This window comes from Xanthomonas sp. WHRI 7065 (assembly GCF_040203115.2).
Classification (GTDB): Bacteria; Pseudomonadota; Gammaproteobacteria; order Xanthomonadales; family Xanthomonadaceae; genus Xanthomonas; species Xanthomonas arboricola.
Map to the genome: position 1 here is coordinate 659,982 of NZ_CP168194.1, position 17,964 is coordinate 677,945.

The window sequence follows — 17,964 nt, forward strand, 5'->3', positions numbered from 1 at the left end:
TTTCGATCGCGCGGCTGTTCGCGACCTGCTAACCCGGTGCCAGCAAGGTAAACGGGTACCAAGGCAAATTCCTGGCAACCCAATACGTCGGCAACGCCCATAACCAGAACTTCGGCTCGGACATGACGGTCACCACCGGTGCAAACCAGCGCGCGCGCCAGCCGGCTTTCCAGGCGATCAGGCCGGGCAGGGTGAACAGGCCGAGCACGGCGGCCGGGTTCATGGCGAAGGCGCCGGGCAGATCGAAGTGCACCAGCGCATACAACGCGCGGGTCATGCCGCAACCGGGGCAGTAGCAGCCGGTCACGGCACGGAACACGCAGGGCGGGAACGGGCTGTTGCTCGCGTTCGGATCGAAGCGATACAGCAGCGACACACCGAAGGCGGCCACGCTGGTGGCCGCCCCGAGTCCAAGCCAGTGGCGTGGACGCAGTTCCATTACTGCATGTGCTGCAACTGCTGCATGTAGTCCATGTAGCCCTGCATGCCGCCGGTGGCGACCATGCCGATGTTGATCAGCAGGCCGATGACGGCCAGCACGCTGGTCACGATGCACCAGGTCTTGGCGGTATTGGAGGCGCGACGTGCGCCGTCGATGTCGCCCTGGTTGAGCAGGCCGTTGACCTTGCTGGAGAACACGATCGCCACGATGCCGGTGATCAGGGCCGGGCAGCACAGGCAGAAGCCGAGTACGGTGGAGACGATCGCCCAGATCAGGTGATTGGGAATCGGGCCCGGTGCGGCGCTGGGCGAGGGATGGATCGGCGGTGGGATGGCACTCATGGTGAAGCTCCTTGGGTGGTAAACAACAGCGAGATGTTGCAGCGCGTGGGGAAGGCAGCGATGGGCCGCGCAGGCAGCGTCCACCGATCACGGCGAACGCGTCTGACACGGTGATGTGGCGTACGACGACTTCCCCCGGTCCTTCTTGTCGCGCCCGCTAGGCGAGCGCGGCGGCAATGCGTGCAATGGCGCACAGGCTACTCGCGGCACGCGGCGGACGCAAAGCCCGCGCGGCCGCAGTCACGGCTGATCCTGGCGCAGTGTACGGACCTGCTGTTCGAGCAGCGCGGCGGTCGCCGCGTCGCCGGGAACCGCTGGGCCGGCGGCCACTTCGATATGCGCGCGCACCCGGCGCGGCACGCGCATGCGGCCCAGGCGGGTGTCGCGGCGGCTCCACATGCTCGACCACATGCCACGCAGCGCCATCGGAATCACCGGCACCTGGCGGCGTTGCAGGATCTTTTCCACGCCCGACTTGAACGGTGCGATCTCGCCATCCCGGGTCAATGCGCCTTCGGGGAAGATGCACACCAGCTCGCCGTCGGCCAGCGCCGCATCGATACGGTCGAAGGCCTGCTGCATCAGCGCGGGGTCTTCGCGTGCGCCGGCGATCGGGATCGCCTTGGCAGTGCGGAAGATCCAGCGCATCACCGGGATGCGGAAGATCTTGTAGTACATGACAAAGCGCACCGGGCGCGGAATCACCGCCGACAGGATCAGCGCGTCCATGTAGCTGACGTGGTTGCAGACCAGCAACGCGGCGCCTTCGTCGGGCACGTGGCGGTCGATGTCGCGCGTGCGCAGCCGGTACAGCACGCTCACCAGCACCCAGCTGAGAAAGCGCATCAGGAACTCGGGCACCAGGGTGAAGATCCACAGCGCCACCAGCGTATTGGCCAGCGCCAGGGCCAGGAACACCTGCGGAATGCTCAGGCCCGGCAGCGGGATGCGCAGGCCGAACAGCACCAGCTGCGGCAGCTGCAGCGCGATGCCGATGATGGCGGCGGTGACGATGAACAACGAATTCTGGATGTTGAGCCCGGCGATCACGCGCGAGAGTTCGGCCTTGGGCGTGCGGCTCTGGATCAGCGCAAACAACGGCACCACGAACAAGCCGGTGAACAGGCCGATGCCGACCAGATCCACGATCAGGCGCACGCTGCCGGGCTGCTGCACGAACTGGCCGATCGACAGATCGCTGACGGGCGCAACACCGGGACGCGCGAAGTACAGGTCCAGCAGAAATGCGCTGATGCCGAACGCGCCCAGCGGCACCAAGCCGATTTCCACGGTGCGCCCGGACAGCCGCTCGCACAGCAGCGAGCCGACACCGGTGCCGATCGAAAACAGCGCCAGCGCGAACACGTACAGATCCTGCTGCCCGCCAAGATTGACCTGCGCGTAGGTGGGCAACTGCGCGGTCAGCACGGTGCCGACGAACCAGAACCACGACACCCCGAGCACGGCGTTGCGCACCGCCGGCGTACGCCGGGTCAGGCGCATGATGGCGCGCGATTCGGGGATGGGGTTCCAGTTGATCTTCAACTCGGGCGCGCCGGCATCGACCTTGGGCACCAGCCGCGCGACCAGGTTGCCGGTGACGGCAATCGCGATCACCGCGGTGGCCGCGGCGATCGGCCCGTGGCTACCGGCGATCTGGAAGATCAGCCCGCCGAAGATCATGCCGCACAGGATCGAGATCGAGGTGCCCATCTCGACCAGGCCGTTGCCGCCGGTGAGTTCCTCCGGTTTCAGCACCGAGGGCAGGATCGAATATTTCACCGGCCCGAACAGCGTGGACTGCAGGCCGGTGCAGAACAGCGCAACCAGCAGGATCACCATGTTCTCGGTGATAAACCCCACCGCCGCCAGCGACATGATCGCGATCTCCATCGTGGTGGTGATCACGATGAGTTTCTGCTTCTCCAGCTTCTCGGCGATCTGCCCGGCCAGCGCGGAGAACAGGAAGTACGGCAGGATGAACAGTGCCGGCGCCAGATTGGTGTACAGCGTGCGCTGCGCCGCATCGATGCCCAGGTAGAACAACAGGCCGATGATGGCCTGCCGATAGACGTTGTCGTTGAACGCGCCCAACGCCTGCACGGCGAAGAACGGCAAGAAGCGGCGCTGCCTGAGCAGGGCGAACTGACTGTGACCGGACATGCAGTTTCCTTTGCGAACGCGCGCAGCCTAGCAGGCTTCCACGGCGCGCTGGTGCATGCAGACGCGCTCAGCGCGGTGCGCGGGCCGATGGCGCACGTCGCGCGGCCTGGGCGCGTAGCAGCGCCATGAAGGCCCGTGCGGCCGGGGTGGGATCGGGCCGCCACACCGCATAGGTCAGAAAGCCGAAGCGCTCCTTCAGCGCGACCGTCACCACCCCGCGCATGGCCGTGGCCATGGTCTGCGGCACGATGCCCACGCCCAGGTCGGCGGCGACCAGTTCGCGCATCAGATCGGCATGGGTGACCTCGTATTGCTGGCGCTGCCGCAGGCCGGCCTGCGCGAAGGCCGCATCGACGATGCCGCGCACACCGGCGCCGGCGATCAGCCCGGCCATCGGTTCGTCGTCCAGCTCGGCCAGCGCCACCCGCTTGCGCGTGGCGAAACGATGGCTGGGCGCCACGATCAAGGCCAGGGCTTCCTCGTGCAGCAGCAGCCGCTGTTCCGGCACCGCGACCTGCGGGCCGACGCCGACCAGGGCCAGATCCAGCCGGCCTTCGCCCAGGTCGTGCAGCAGGGCCTCGCTCATGGCGGTGCGCAGGTGCACGTCCACCCGCGCATGCGCGCTGCGAAACGCGCGCAGCAGCGTCGGCAGCTGCACGGTGGTGAGCGAGGAGATCTGCCCCAGCGTGAGCCGGCCGCGCACCGTGCCCAGGGCCTGGGCCATTTCCTCGTGCAGGCGCTCGGCCGCGCGCAGGGTGGCGCGGGCGTTGTGCAGAAACACCTCGCCGGCTGCGGTGGGCCGCACCTGGCGGGTGCCGCGCTCGAACAGGCGCGCACCGAGGGATTCCTCGATCTTGGCGACCTGGTGGCTGAGCGCCGATTGCACGGTGTTGCACCGGCGTGCGGCGGCGGTAAAGCCGCCTTCCTCGGCCACGGCCACGGCGAACTCCAGTTGGCGCAGGGTCAGCATGCGATCTCCAAACGCGATGGACACGGTGAAAACAATACATTGGAAAGATGCCGCGTCGCTGCCCACACTGCGCCCATTCCTACAGCAGGCACCTGCCATGACCGTCGAACCGATTGCCCACCCGCCATTGCCGCGCCGACTGGTGCTGCTGATGGCCGCCGCCACCGGGCTGGCGGTGGCAAGCAACTACTACGCCCAGCCCTTGCTGGAGACGCTGGCGCAGGCGTTCGGGATCCAGGTGCGCAGTGCCGGGGCGGTGGTGACCGCCGCGCAGCTGGCCTACGCGGCGGGGCTGCTGTTGCTGGTGCCGCTTGGCGACCGGCTGGAGCGGCGCGGGCTGATCGTCGGCCTGTTCGTGCTCAGTGCGCTGGGCATGCTGGTGAGCGCCGCCTCGCACAGCTTCGGCATGTTGCTGGCCGGCACGATCGTCACCGGTGCCAGCTCGGTGGCGGCGCAGATCCTGGTGCCGTTTGCCGCGACCCTCGCCGCCCCGCACGAGCGCGGGCGGGTGATCGGCACGGTGATGAGCGGCCTGTTGCTGGGCATCCTGCTGGCGCGCACCGCGGCCGGGGTGCTGGCCGGCGTTGGCGGCTGGCATACGGTGTACTGGATTGCCTCCGGCCTGTTGCTGGTCACCGCCTGGCTGCTGTGGCGCGGGCTGCCGCGGCACCCGGGCAATGCGCAGCTGTCGTATCCGCAACTGGTGGGTTCGGTGCTGACGCTGCTGCGCGACGATGCGGTGCTGCGCTCGCGTGCGGTGCTGGGCGGGCTGATCTTCGCCGGCTTCAGCATGTTCTGGACCACGCTGGCGTTCCTGTTGTCCGGGCCTGCGTATGGCTATGGCACGGCGGTGATCGGGCTGTTCGGCCTGATCGGTGCGGCCGGCGCGCTGGCGGCCAACCGTTCCGGTCACTGGTCCGACCACGGCCATGGCGACCGCGTCAGCTGGGGCGGGCTGGTGATGCTGCTGCTGTCGTGGGGGCTGCTGGCGTTTGCGCCGCAGTCGATCGCGCTGCTGATCGTCGGCGTGCTGCTGCTGGATATCGCGGTGCAGGGCGTGCACATCGCCAACCAGAGCGTGATCTACCAGCGCAATCCGAACGCGCGCAATCGCATCACCTCGGCCTATATCACCTGCTACTTCATCGGCGGTGCGGTGGGTTCCACGCTGGGCACGGCGGCGTATGCGCAGGCCGGCTGGAACGGTGTGGTGATCGGTGGGGCGGTGCTGGCGGTGGCGGCACTGGGCTGGGTGGGACTGAGCGTGGCGCGCAAGCACTGGAAGTAGGCGCGGTTGCCGGAACGGCACCGCGACCACCGGATCAAGTAGCCCGCGCGCGCATCGCGGTGCGTCGGCATCGCCGCTCACATCGATGCGGCAGTGGCTGTGCGGCGCGTATGCGCACCGCCGACGACGCATTAGGCCTTGCTGGTCGCCAGGCGCGGTGCGCCCTCTGCCGGCGCGGTGGTGACCGCCACGGCAGCGGCACGCAGTTTGGGCAGCAGCCGCAGGGTCAGTGCCAACTGGTCGCGCACCAGGCGCTGCTTGGGCGGCAGTTGCACGGCATGCTGCTCCAGCGCTTCGGCGGTGGCGATTTCCTGGCTTTCGTCGTGCGCCGGCAGCGGCTGGCGTTCGCGCAAGGCGGTGGCGATTTCGCCCAGCGCGCGCTGCAGGTAGTCGCCGGCCTGCGCAATGGCGGGATCGTGTTCGCCATCGAGCGCGGCGCGGTGCGCGCCGAGCGCAGACAGATAGCCGAGCAAGGTGTTGGACAGCGCCAGGAAGCGGAAGCCTGCATCCAGGTTGCGCCGATAGCGGCCAGGTTCGCGCAGCATGTTGGACAGCGCCACCGACAACGCGGCATCGGCGTTGTGCATGTCGCGGCGCGCGATGCGGTAGGGCAGGTCGTCGCGCATGCCGCTGGCGTATTGCTCCAGCACCTGGGCCAGATAGCGCGCGCAGCTGGCCAGCACCGTGGCCATCACCTGGTTGAGGCGGCGGCCCTGCCAGTCCGGCAGGATCAGGAACGAGGCGGCCGCAGCGATTGCGCAGCCGATCAGCGTGTCGATCAGGCGTGGCCAGATCAGCACGAAACCATCGCCAAGCAGGTTGAAGCAGAACAGCGCCATCACGGTGATGCCGGCGGTGGCCAGCATGTAGCGATCGGTGCGGGTGATGAAGAAGACCAGTGCGGCGGCCAGCGCCAGCAGCAACTGCACTTCGATGCCGGGGAACAGCTGCATCAGTGCCCAGGTGGCGACCAGGCCGATCAGGGTGCCGGCGATGCGCTGCACCAGCCGCAGGCGGGTGGCGCCGTAATTGGGCCGGCACACGAAGGCGGTGGTGAGCAGGATCCAGTAGCCGTTGTCGGCATGGATGGACTGCATGATGGCGTAGCCGACCACCAGCGCGATGGCCATGCGCAGGCCGTGGCGGAACAGCACCGAGCCGGGCGTGAGTTGCTGCATCAGACGCGCGGCCATTTCGCGCAGGGTGTGCGGCGAGGAGTCGCGCAGGCGGGTGTCGAGGTTGTCGCTGGTGGAGTCGGATTGCGCCGCTTCCGACAGCTTGCGTTCGATGCTCTGCAGGTTGGTCACCAGTAATTCCAGCGCGCCGAGCAGACGCGCCAGTGCGGGGTCGGCCCGCGCGTGCAGATAGTCCAGCGATTGCCGCAGGTCTTCGGTGGCCAGGCGGCTGTTGTCGCCGTAATCGAACGGATGGCGCAGGCGGATCGCCTCGCCCAACGCGGCGCAGGCCTTGCCCTGCAGCGCGAGCAGGCGCTGGCAGCGGTACAGCACGTCGCTGTGGAAGAACGCGTCGGTCAGCGCTTCGTAGGGATAGTGCGAGGAGCTGGCGCGCTCGTGGAATTCCTGCGCCATGTAGTACAGGCGGAAATACAGGCCCGATTGCACGCCTGGGCGCCCCGAGCGGCCGAAGCGGCTCATGATCGCGGTCTTGGCGGCGTTGAGCGCGCCGACCACCTTGGCGTTCTGCTCGGCCAGCGCCAGCCGACGCGCGTGCAGGTCGCTCTGCCGCACCGGTTCGAACAGGTCGGCCTTGAGCTTGAGATAACGGCCCAGCTCGAAGAACAGCCGCGACAGCCGCTCGCGTACCGGGCGATTGGCGAACAGCAGGGTCCACAGGATCGACAGCACGCCGTACCAGGTGGCGCCGATCAGCAGCAGCATCGCGCCATGCCAGGCGATCGACGGATCGTGGCTGCCGTGCTGGTCCATGCCGATCATGGCGTAGATCGACAAGGCCACGGTGGCCTGCGCGATCGAGGCGTAGCGCTCGCCCAGCGCGCCGAGCAGGGTCAACGAGAAGGTCGCCACCGCCATGCCGGTCACGAACGCCAGCGGATACGGAAACAGCAGCACCACCGACGCGGCGGCGGCGGCGAAACACAGCAGCGACAGCAGCACCGACTTGATGCGGCCCAGCCAGTTGTCGTCGGTCTCGGCGATGGCGCTGGCGATCGCGCCCAGGAACAGCGCCGGCACCGCGGTGAGCTGCTGCCAGTGCCAGCACACGCCCATTGCCACCGCCAGCGCGATGAACACACGCAGCCCATAGCTGGCCTTTTCATGGGCCCACAGGCGGCTCAGGCGGGTTTCGAAGGAAGTGGTGGCCACAGTCTCTGCAAGGCAAGGTGCCCGGGCATTATTGCCGCAGGCACGCGCCATCGGGGTGGAGGGCGGCTAGTTCTTTGTCAGTAGCCGCGTTGTCGCAAGTGCCTGGGGCAGGCCGCTCAGGCCTGTGCACCCTGCTCGCGGGCGATCGCACGCCAGCCGATGTCGTTGCGCTGGAAGGCGCTGGCCCAGTGGATCGGCTGCAGACCGGCATAGGCATTGCGCTGCGCTTCCAGCACGCTATCGCCCAGCGCGGCAACGCACAGCACGCGGCCACCGGCACTGACCACCTCGCCATTTGCATTCAATGCAGTGCCGGCATGGAAAACCTTGGCGCTGGCCGGCACCGCGTCCAGCCCGCTGATGACCTCGCCGGTGATCGGGGCTTCGGGATACGGCCTGGCGGCGATGACCACGCCCAGCGATGGACGCGGGTCCCACTGCGCCTGCGCGGTGTCGAGCTTGCCATCGATAGCGGCGTCGAGCAGATCCACCAGGTCCGACTGCAGGCGCAGCATCACCGGCTGGGTCTCCGGGTCGCCGAAGCGCACGTTGAACTCGATCACCTTGGGTGCGCCGTGCGCATCGATCATCAGCCCGGCGTACAGGAAACCGGTGAACGGCACGCCGTCGGCGATCATGCCTTGCACGGTCGGCTCGACCACCTCGCGCATCACCCGCGCGTGCACCTCGGGTGTGACCACCGGAGCCGGCGAGTACGCGCCCATGCCGCCGGTATTGGGGCCGGTGTCGCCATCGCCGACACGCTTGTGGTCCTGGCTGGTGGCCATCGGCAAGGCGTGAGTGCCGTCGACCATCGAAATGAAGCTGGCTTCCTCGCCATCGAGGAATTCCTCGATCACCACGCGCGCGCCGGCATCGCCGAAGGCGTTGCCCGAGAGCATGTCGCGCACCGCGTCTTCGGCCTCGCTCAGCGTCATCGCCACGATCACGCCCTTGCCGGCGGCCAGGCCGTCGGCCTTGACCACGATCGGTGCGCCTTTCTCACGCACGTAGGCCAGCGCGGCGTCCACCTCGGTGTGCACCGCGTAATACGCGGTGGGGATGCCATGGCGCGCCAGAAAATCCTTGGCGAAGGCCTTGCTGCCTTCCAGCTGCGCGGCCTTGGCGGTGGGCCCGAAGATGCGCAGGCCCAGCGCGTGGAAACGGTCGACCACGCCCAGCACCAGCGGCACTTCCGGGCCGACCACCGTGAGCGCCACAGCTTCGCGCTGCGCCAGCGCCAGCAGGCCATCCAGGTCGTCGACCTTGATCGCGACATTGCGGCACTTGGCTTCGGTCGCAGTGCCGGCATTGCCGGGTGCCACCAGCACCTCGCTCACGCGCGCAGACTGCGCGATCTTCCAGGCCAGGGCATGTTCACGGCCGCCGGAGCCGATGACGAGGATTTTCATGTAAGTGCCGAGATTGGGGAGTCGTGATTGGGGATTGGTTGAAGCAAGGCAGAGACCGGAAACAGGAGAGACCAGAGCGACGTTGCCACTCCCGAATCCCCAATCCCGAATCCCGGCACGTCAGTGCCTGAAATGCCGTACGCCGGTGAACACCATCGCGATGCCGTGTTCGTCGGCGGCGGCGATCACTTCGCCATCGCGCATCGAGCCGCCCGGCTGGATCACCGCCTTGATGCCGGCCGCAGCGGCGGCATCGATGCCGTCGCGGAACGGGAAGAACGCATCCGATGCCATCACCGAGCCGGCCACCGTGAGCTTGGCTTCCTCGGCCTTGAGCGCGGCGATCTTGGCGCTGACCACGCGGCTCATCTGCCCGGCGCCCACGCCGATGGTGCGGTGGTCCTTGGCGTAGACAATCGCGTTGGACTTGACGTACTTGGCCACGCGCCAGGCGAACAGCAGATCGCCCAGTTCGGCCTCGCTGGGCGCGCGCTGGGTGACCACGCTCAACTCGCCCAGCGACATGCCGCGGTTGTCGGACGACTGCATCAGCAGGCCCGAGCCGATCCGCTTGGTGTCGTAGTTGTTGAGGCCGTTGCCGTGCGGGATCTTGAGCACGCGCACGTTGGCTTTCTTGGTGGCGTAGTCGAGCGCGCCCGGCTCGTAGTCCGGCGCGATCAGCACCTCGACGAACTGGCGATCCAGGATGGCTTTGGCCGTCGCCGCATCGAGGGTCTTGTTGAAGGCCAGGATGCCGCCGAAGGCGCTGGTCGGGTCGGTCGCATAGGCCAGCTCGTAGGCATCGCCGCAGGCTGCGCCCACCGCCACACCGCAGGGGTTGGCGTGCTTGACGATCACGCAGGCCGGCGCATCGAACTGGCGCACGCATTCCCACGCCGCGTCGGCATCGGCCAGGTTGTTGTAGCTCAGTTCCTTGCCCTGCAATTGCTGGAAGGTGGCCAGCGTGCCTGGCACCGGGTACAGGTCGCGGTAGAACGCGCCGGCCTGGTGCGGGTTCTCGCCGTAGCGCAGGTCCATCACCTTGACGAAGTTGGAATTGATCTGCGCCGGGAACGGGCTGCGCGTGGGCACGTTTTCGGTGCTGTCGGCCACCGCCGACAGATAGTTGCTGATCGCCGCGTCGTACTGCGCCACGCGGTTGAACGCGGCCACCGACAGCGCAAAGCGCCTGGCCGCCGACAGCTGGCCGTCGTTGGCGTCGAGTTCTGCCAGCAGCTCGGCGTACTGCGCCGGGTCGGTGGCCACCGCCACGCGGGCGAAGTTCTTCGCCGCCGAGCGCAGCATCGCCGGGCCGCCGATATCGATGTTTTCCACCGCATCGGCCAGCGTGCAGTCGGCCTTGGCGGTCACCGATTCGAACGGATACAGGTTCAGCACCAGCAGGTCGATCGGCACGATGCCGTGTTCGGCCATCACCGCTTCGTCGATGCCGGCGCGGCCGAGCAGGCCGCCGTGCACCAGCGGGTGCAGGGTCTTGACGCGGCCGTCCATCATCTCCGGGAAACCGGTCAGCTCGGCGACGTCGGTGACCGGCAGGCCCGCCTCGCGGATCGCCTTGGCGGTGCCGCCGGTGGACAGCAGCGCGACGTTGCGCGCTGCCAGCGCGCGGGCCAGATCGATCAGGCCGGTCTTGTCGGAAACGGAGAGCAGGGCCCGGCGCACGGGCAGGAGATCAGAGGCCATCGGTGGGGGATATCAAAGCGGGGCAGCCCATATTGTAGGCCGCGCCGGCGCTTGAATGGACCCGTGCGCCCGCAATGGCGTCGATCCATGCGCCGAAAAGGCGCTGCCAGGCGCTGCTGCGGCCGATGGCGGGCGCGCTGTCGCGCGGCGGCATCAGCGCCACCGGCTCGCTCACGCCAGCGGTGGCGTTGCTGGTGGCCGCCGTGGCATTGGCTGTGGCCGGGCATGTACGTGTGACCCACCTCGGCCCAAGACTTGCAGCGGCGCCGAGCACCGGGATGGCGACGATGCCGCGGTGCGGGCAGAGGGTGCCAGCGCTTTGATCGTGATGTGATGCGTCGCAACGCTCGATGCGTTCGATGCTGCGGCGGCGATTGCATCTGCAGGCCGCCAGTCGCAAAAGTTGCTGATGCCTGCACGTGTTACTGCGCACGTTGCCTGACTGCAGTTATCGCTTCGGGCAATCCTCCGCAGGATGAAACTGCCAACGGTGCAGCGTCTGAACGCGACGATGGATCACTTGCAAGCAATAACGCAGTTCTCATTTAAAGCCCCGCACGGCATTGCTACGGTGCGTGGCTGCATGCCTGCGCGTGGCGATGGCATTCCATTGTCAGTCCGGAAATCTTTCGCGACGGGAGTTGATGGCTGCGCAGAACTCTTTTTGGTTCCGGTCGTGCACTGACGAACACAATCCGGAGCCGGTCGCAGATTGATCAAAAAGACCTGTTTTCGGGCGCGCAACGCATGCCTGTTCTTCGGTCATGCGCACCTGTCTTCTGCTACGGCGACAGTTGCCAGCGACGGGCTGACCGACGATCTGTGCTCGCTGATCGATTCACTCAACCGGTTCACCAGCAACGACGCTTTCGGCGAGGCGTCCCGTCGCTACTTGCTGCAACGGCTGTCGCGCAGGAGCCAGCCTTGCCATCACTCCTCGCTGCGTCTTGCCGTCACGGCCGTCCATGACCCTGCGATTCAAGCAAGACACCGCAGCGCGCGTGCGCCTTGTGGCGTTCGTCGATGACCAACCGTCGCAGTGCCGGTACTGCCCTTGCCAATGGGCCGATCCGTCTCGCCCTCACGGCGGGAAGATCCGCACCCGTTCGTCGGCCAGGGCATGCATGCCGGTTTGCGCAGCTGCTCGGAACATTCCTATGAGATCACCCTTATGAATCGCGAAAAAGTCCTGGCATTACGCACCTGCACCAACAACATGTCCGATCACTGCGGGCTGATCTGGCCGCAGTCGGGCAGTGTCGAATGCCGGCATTGGCAGCCCACCATCAAGCAGGAAAACGGCCTGACCGGCCTGTTGTGGGGACAGGGGACCAATGCGCATCTGAACATGCATGCCGATGCGCACTGGGTGGTCTGCATGGTCGATACCGCCGACATCATCTGGCTGGGCGAGGAGGGCATGATCAAGTTTCCCCGGGCCGAGGTGGTCTACGCCGGCAGCCGTGCCGGTGCCATGCAGTGCATTGCCGCGGGCATTGCGCAGCACGCGCCGCCCCAGCCGGAGCCGCCGGCAACGCCGGTCGTTACCGCGGATTTCATTCCCAAGGCAGCGCAGGCGCAATTCACCGCACCGCTCGTCGAAAGCGCTGCGCATTCCACCGCGCCAATGCCGGTCGCGACCCACGGCATCGATCCACAAACCGCACAGGCTACAGCTGCGATCCTGCGCACACGCGAAATCGCCACCTACGGCAGCACGCTCACCGGCGCCGATCAGAGCCAGCTGATCGCAGGCTATGGAAGTACCGAAACCGCAGGTAACGGCAGCGAGTTGATCGCCGGCTATGGCAGCACCGGCGTGGCCGGATCCGACAGCACCATCGTCGCCGGCTACGGCAGTTCCCAGACCGCAGGCGGGGGCAGCACACTGACGGCCGGCTATGGCAGCACCCAGACCGCGCGCCATGGCAGCGATCTGACTGCAGGCTACGGCAGCACGGAAACCGCGGGTGCAGACAGTTCGTTGATCGCCGGCTATGGCAGCACGCAAACTTCCGGCGGTGACAGCTCGTTGACTGCCGGTTACGGCAGCACCCAGACCGCACAGAACGGCAGCGACCTCACCGCAGGCTACGGCAGCACCAGCACCGCGGGCACCGACAGCTCGTTGATTGCCGGCTATGGCAGCACCCAGACTTCGGGCGGGGAAAGCTCGCTGACCGCCGGCTATGGCAGCACGCAGACCGCGCAGGACGGCAGTGACCTCACCGCCGGCTACGGCAGCACCGGCACCGCAGGTGCAGACAGCTCCCTGATTGCCGGTTATGGCAGCACGCAGACCTCGGGCAACGACAGCTCGCTGACGGCGGGCTACGGCAGCACGCAAACTGCCCGCACCGGCAGCGACCTCACCGCGGGTTACGGCAGTACCTCCACCGCCGGTGCGGACAGCACGCTGATCGCCGGCTATGGCAGTACTCAGACCTCCGGCGGCGACAGCTCGCTCACGGCCGGCTACGGCAGCACGCAGACCGCGCGCAAAGGCAGTGATCTGACCGCCGGCTACGGCAGCACCGCAACCGCCGGTGCGGACAGCACGCTGATCGCCGGTTATGGCAGCACCCAGACCTCCGGTGGCGAGAGCTCGCTCACTGCCGGCTACGGCAGTACGCAGACTGCACGCAAAGGCAGCGACCTGACCGCCGGCTATGGCAGCACCTCGACGGCCGGTGGCGACAGCACCTTGATTGCGGGGTACGGCAGCACGCAAACCTCTGGCGGTGACAGTTCACTGACCGCCGGCTACGGCAGTACGCAGACCGCGCGCAGCCGCAGCGACCTGACCACCGGTTACGGCAGTACCTCCACCGCCGGCGCAGACAGCACGCTGATCGCCGGCTATGGCAGCACGCAGACGTCCGGTGGTGATAGCTCGCTGACCGCCGGTTACGGCAGCACGCAAACGGCGCGCAAAGGCAGCGACCTGACCACCGGTTACGGCAGTACCTCCACCGCCGGCGCCGACAGCACGCTGGTCGCCGGCTATGGCAGCACGCAGACGTCCGGTGGTGATAGTTCGCTCACTGCCGGTTACGGCAGCACGCAAACGGCGCGCAGCGGCAGCGACCTGACCACCGGCTACGGTAGTACCTCCACCGCTGGCGCCGATAGCACGCTGATCGCCGGTTACGGCAGCACGCAAACCTCTGGCGGTGACAGTTCACTGACCGCCGGCTACGGCAGCACGCAAACCGCACGCAAGGGCAGCGACCTGACCACCGGCTACGGCAGTACCTCCACGGCCGGTGGCGACAGCACCTTGATTGCAGGGTACGGCAGCACGCAAACCTCTGGCGGTGACAGCTCACTCACCGCTGGCTACGGCAGTACGCAGACCGCGCGCAGCGGTAGCGACCTGACCACCGGCTACGGCAGTACCTCCACCGCTGGCGCCGACAGCACCTTGATTGCAGGGTACGGCAGCACGCAAACCTCTGGCGGTGACAGTTCGCTCACCGCCGGCTATGGCAGCACGCAGACCGCGCGCAAGGGCAGCGACCTCACCACCGGTTACGGCAGCACGTCGACAGCTGGTGCCGACAGCACGCTGATTGCCGGTTATGGCAGTACGCAAACCTCCGGTGGCGACAGTTCCCTGACGGCGGGATACGGCAGCACGCAGACCGCGCGCAAAGGCAGCGATCTGACCGCCGGCTACGGCAGCACCTCCACCGCCGGTTCGGACAGTTCATTGATCGCCGGGTACGGCAGCACGCAGACGGCTGGCTTCAAAAGCATCCTGACCACCGGCTATGGCAGCACCCAGACCGCGCAAGAGGGCAGCATGCTCACTGCCGGCTATGGCAGTTCTTCCACCGCGGGCTCGGACAGCTCGCTGATCGCCGGCTATGGCAGCACCCAGACCGCCGGCTTCAAGAGCATCCTCACCGCCGGCTACGGCAGCACGCAAACCGCGCAGGAGCGCAGTACGCTCACTACCGGTTACGGCAGCACCTCGACGGCAGGGCATGACAGTACGCTGATTGCCGGCTACGGCAGTACGCAGACGGCCGGTTACAAGAGCATTCTCACCACCGGCTATGGCAGTACCCAGACCGCGCAGGAAGGCAGTTCGCTGATCGCCGGCTACGGCAGTTCCTCCATGGCCGGCCCGGACAGCTCGCTGATCGCAGGGTATGGCAGTACCCAGACCGCCGGTTACGACAGCACCCTGACTGCCGGTTACGGCAGTACCCAGACCGCGCAGAGCAGCAGTTGGTTGATCACCGGTTACGGCAGTACCTCCACCGCCAGCTTCCAGAGCTCGTTGATTGCCGGCTATGGCAGCACGCAGACGGCCGGTTACGAAAGCACGCTGACTGCCGGCTACGGCAGCACCCAGACCGCGCAGGAAATCAGCTGGCTCACCACCGGTTACGGCAGTACGCAAACCGCCGGCCATGGCAGCATCCTGACTGCCGGTTACGGCAGCAATTCCACCGCCGGCTACGAAAGTACCCTGATTTCCGGCTATGGCAGCACGCAGACCGCCGGTTACGAAAGCACCCTGACGGCCGGCTACGGCAGCACGCTAACCGCGCTGGAAAACAGCTCGCTCACCGCCGGCTACGGCAGTACCGAAATCGCCGGGTTTTCCAGCACCCTGATCGCCGGTTACGGCAGCAGCCAGACCGCCGGTGGCGACAGCACGCTGACTGCCGGCTATGGCAGCACCCTGACCGCGCAGGACAACAGCTCGTTGACCGCAGGCTACGGCAGCACCGAAATCGCCGGGCAGGACAGTTCGCTGATTGCCGGTTATGGCAGCAGCTTGACCAGCGGCGTGCGCAGCTATCTGACCGCCGGCTACGGCAGCAACCAGATCGCCAGCTATGGCAGCTCGCTGATCGCAGGACACGAAAGTACCCAGATTGCCGGTCACCGCAGCATGCTGATTGCCGGCAAGCTGAGTTCGCAGACGGCCGGTTCGCGCAGCACGTTGATCGCCGGCATGGGTAGCGTGCAGACCGCGGGCGACCGCAGCAAGCTGATCGCCGGCGCCGACAGCACCCAGATCGCTGGCGATCGCAGCAAGTTGCTGGCCGGCAGCAACAGCTTCCTCACCGCCGGGGACCGCAGCAGGCTCACCGCCGGCGATGACTGCACGCTGATGGCGGGCGACCGCAGCAAGTTGACCGCCGGAAAGAACAGCATCCTGACGGCGGGCGCCAACAGCAGATTGATCGGCAGCCTGGGCTCCACCCTGACCGGTGGCGAGGACTCGGTGCTGATCTTCCGCTGCTGGGACGGCAAGCGCTACACCAACATCATCGCCAAGACCGGGGAAGAGGGCGTCGAGGCCGACACCGCCTATCAGATCGACGACGACACGAACGTGGTGGAGAAGTTCGACGATCCGTTCGACACGCTCGCCACCATCGTGCCGGACCATGGCAGCGGCCCGGCCCCGGCAGCGGATCATGCAGCGGTGACGCAATTGCCGAGCTAAGCAGGCAACTCGCCCAGGCAATCGGCATCGCCGATTGAGCACTGCAGCCAACCGCCGGATCCCCGGCGGTTGGCCCGATCAGATGAAGAGCGCGCGCGAGACAGGGCACGCTGGGCGCGACGGAAGTCCTGCGCCGAGGCGTGGGATCAAGAGCGAACACTTTGGGCAGCTCGACCCGACATCAACACGCTGCGCATTCCACAACACGCAACGAGATCGTCCATGGGCCGCGTCATCACCAAGCGTGCCAGCGCAGCGCACTGCCAGCCCGCAGTACACCCCAACGCTCTAACGATTCCCCAATCCCGATTCCCGATTCCCGCCCTACGTCAACCCATACTCTTTCAGCTTCTTGCGCAGCGTGGCGCGGTGAATGCCCAGCATCGCCGCCGCGCGGCTCTGGTTGCCTTCGCAGTGGTTGAGCACTTCCACGAACAACGGGATCTCCATCTCGCGCAGCACGATTTCGTACACGTCGTCGGCGTCGCTGCCGTCCAGGTCGCGCAGGTAACGGCGGACGGACTGGGCCACGTGTTCGCGCAGCGGCGACTTCGGGGCGCCACGACTGGTGTCAGGACGAGAGGGGGCTGCGTTCAAAGGAGGTTTCCCAGTGTCACGAAGCCGGGACGCGTGGCCGGCGAGGGGGAGTGAGTCTAGCGCGTGACCTCCCCGCTCGCCACGCCCGTGTGGCCGTGGGCGCAGGTCGGGTCCGCTCAGCGGAAGTCGAAACTGAAGGCCGCCGTGCTCGCGGCCGGTTCGCGCACGCGAAACGCCACCTGCACCGCCTGGCCCGGCGCGAGCGTGTCCTGCGCCGCCGGCGGCTGGCCCAGATACTCCTGCGGCGCCAGCACACGCGTGCCGATCACCCGCCCGTCGGCGTCGGACAGCGACAGCTGCAGCCACGGCCAGGCCTGCGCCCAGCGTGCCTCGTTGCGGAAGCTGGCCTGGATCTGCAGCACGCCCGGCACTCCGGGCAGCGGGCGCACCTCGCGATTGAGCAAGGTCAGTGCGCCTGGCTCGCGCCAGGCCGGCAGGGTGCAGCGCGCCACCGTGCAGGCGGCGCTGACCAGCGGGCGCCAGCGCGCATCGGCGGCCAGCTGCGCACGGTCGGCAATGACGATCTGCAAGGCCAGCAGGCCGACCAGCCCGACCAGCAACGCCCACTGGCGGCCGCTGGCGCGCAGCCGTGGCCGGCCCAGCCCGCGCCGTGCGAATGCAGGCGCGGCCTGGGCCGGCCACGGCTGGAACTGGGCGGGCGCTGCTGCGTCGGCAGCGCCCGCGTCGTTGCCGCCTGGCTCGGCGTCCGTGTCCGGAGCGCTGCCGGGTGCTGGCGGGGCGGCCAGGTCGGAAGCGGGGGCGGACGCGTTGCCGTGCTCACGCTGCCGGGCTGTGCCTGGCACGCCGGCGGCTGCTACGTCGCGCGGCTGTGCAGTGGTCGGCTGTGCAGGGGCAGTGCCGGCGAGCGCGCTGCGGCCGGCCGCTGTGTCTTCGGCAGGATCGCCGGGTAGCTGGCGCGTGGTCGCCGTGGTCCACGCCAGCCGGTTCGGCTCGGCGGTGTCTACCGCGGTCTGGCCGGCATCGCCAGGCGGCGGCAGGATGTCCACCGGCACGGAGTCGCTGTGCGGCGCAGTCGCCGGTGGCGCAGATGGTGGCGGGACGATCGGCGCCGCCGGGGCGGCCACCGGCTCGGCCAATGGTGCCGGCACCGGCGGCGCGTGCAGCGGCGCGTCGGCCGCGCGCACCACCGGGGTCGGGATCAGCGACGGGGCAGCCGGCGTCGCACGCAGGAACGTGGCCAGGGGGCGGCGCGGTGGCGGAGTCTCGGACAT

General features: G+C 67.6%; 13 protein-coding genes. 3 read left to right on the top strand and 10 right to left on the bottom strand.

Annotated elements, in window-relative coordinates; genetic code table 11:
- Nucleotides 1-28 precede the first annotated feature (28 nt).
- From ABQY64_RS02865 to ABQY64_RS02880, 4 genes are all read right to left on the bottom strand, one after another.
- Complete coding sequence (locus ABQY64_RS02865; RefSeq protein ID WP_104561485.1) at nucleotides 29-439, bottom strand: DUF2752 domain-containing protein; 411 nt, start codon at nucleotides 437-439, stop codon at nucleotides 29-31.
- On the bottom strand, nucleotides 439-783 hold the full coding sequence (locus ABQY64_RS02870) for a CD225/dispanin family protein (protein WP_016902410.1): 345 nt from the start codon (nucleotides 781-783) through the stop codon (nucleotides 439-441). Before ABQY64_RS02870 ends, ABQY64_RS02865 begins: the two co-directional genes overlap by 1 nt.
- Before the next feature lie 240 nt (nucleotides 784-1,023).
- A complete protein-coding gene (locus ABQY64_RS02875; protein ID WP_166767814.1) occupies nucleotides 1,024-2,946 on the bottom strand; it encodes an MFS transporter in 1,923 nt (640 codons plus the stop codon).
- Nucleotides 2,947-3,013: 67 nt separating this feature from the next.
- Nucleotides 3,014-3,916 (bottom strand): LysR family transcriptional regulator, encoded by a 903-nt coding sequence (locus ABQY64_RS02880; RefSeq protein WP_047127989.1) that lies wholly within the window; start codon nucleotides 3,914-3,916, stop codon nucleotides 3,014-3,016.
- A 97-nt stretch (nucleotides 3,917-4,013) separates the two neighbouring features.
- Here ABQY64_RS02880 and ABQY64_RS02885 point away from each other — a divergent pair, with 97 nt between their 5' ends.
- The gene (locus tag ABQY64_RS02885; RefSeq protein ID WP_053045991.1) at nucleotides 4,014-5,204 is read left to right on the top strand and encodes an MFS transporter; all 1,191 of its coding nucleotides are present in this window, start codon (nucleotides 4,014-4,016) and stop codon (nucleotides 5,202-5,204) included.
- A 131-nt stretch (nucleotides 5,205-5,335) separates the two neighbouring features.
- Here the strand turns inward: ABQY64_RS02885 and yccS are convergent, their stop codons facing one another.
- From yccS to ABQY64_RS02905, 4 genes are all read right to left on the bottom strand, one after another.
- The gene (gene yccS / locus ABQY64_RS02890; protein ID WP_349779745.1) at nucleotides 5,336-7,549 is read right to left on the bottom strand and encodes a YccS family putative transporter; all 2,214 of its coding nucleotides are present in this window, start codon (nucleotides 7,547-7,549) and stop codon (nucleotides 5,336-5,338) included.
- Between the two features lie 116 nt (nucleotides 7,550-7,665).
- A complete protein-coding gene (gene purD, locus ABQY64_RS02895; RefSeq protein WP_167704864.1) occupies nucleotides 7,666-8,961 on the bottom strand; it encodes a phosphoribosylamine--glycine ligase in 1,296 nt (431 codons plus the stop codon).
- A gap of 120 nt (nucleotides 8,962-9,081) precedes the next feature.
- The gene (purH, locus tag ABQY64_RS02900) at nucleotides 9,082-10,665 is read right to left on the bottom strand and encodes a bifunctional phosphoribosylaminoimidazolecarboxamide formyltransferase/IMP cyclohydrolase (RefSeq protein ID WP_016904525.1); all 1,584 of its coding nucleotides are present in this window, start codon (nucleotides 10,663-10,665) and stop codon (nucleotides 9,082-9,084) included.
- Entirely contained in the window at nucleotides 10,655-11,098 is a 444-nt protein-coding gene (locus ABQY64_RS02905) for a hypothetical protein (protein WP_374151335.1), read from the bottom strand. The genes purH and ABQY64_RS02905 overlap by 11 nt, the downstream gene beginning before the upstream one ends.
- 279 nt (nucleotides 11,099-11,377) lie before the next feature.
- On the opposite strand from ABQY64_RS02905, the gene ABQY64_RS02910 reads away from it, so the two are divergent.
- Both ABQY64_RS02910 and ABQY64_RS02915 read left to right on the top strand, forming a co-directional pair.
- Nucleotides 11,378-11,692, top strand: coding sequence for a hypothetical protein (locus ABQY64_RS02910; RefSeq protein WP_349779744.1), 315 nt, complete (start codon nucleotides 11,378-11,380; stop codon nucleotides 11,690-11,692).
- A gap of 321 nt (nucleotides 11,693-12,013) precedes the next feature.
- A complete protein-coding gene (locus ABQY64_RS02915; protein WP_374151355.1) occupies nucleotides 12,014-16,135 on the top strand; it encodes a beta strand repeat-containing protein in 4,122 nt (1,373 codons plus the stop codon).
- A gap of 324 nt (nucleotides 16,136-16,459) precedes the next feature.
- Here ABQY64_RS02915 and fis read toward each other — a convergent pair whose 3' ends face one another.
- Complete coding sequence (gene fis / locus ABQY64_RS02920; protein ID WP_002804983.1) at nucleotides 16,460-16,732, bottom strand: DNA-binding transcriptional regulator Fis; 273 nt, start codon at nucleotides 16,730-16,732, stop codon at nucleotides 16,460-16,462.
- A 116-nt stretch (nucleotides 16,733-16,848) separates the two neighbouring features.
- Nucleotides 16,849-17,964, bottom strand: a complete 1,116-nt coding sequence (locus tag ABQY64_RS02925; protein ID WP_349779742.1) for a DUF3426 domain-containing protein — start codon at nucleotides 17,962-17,964, stop codon at nucleotides 16,849-16,851.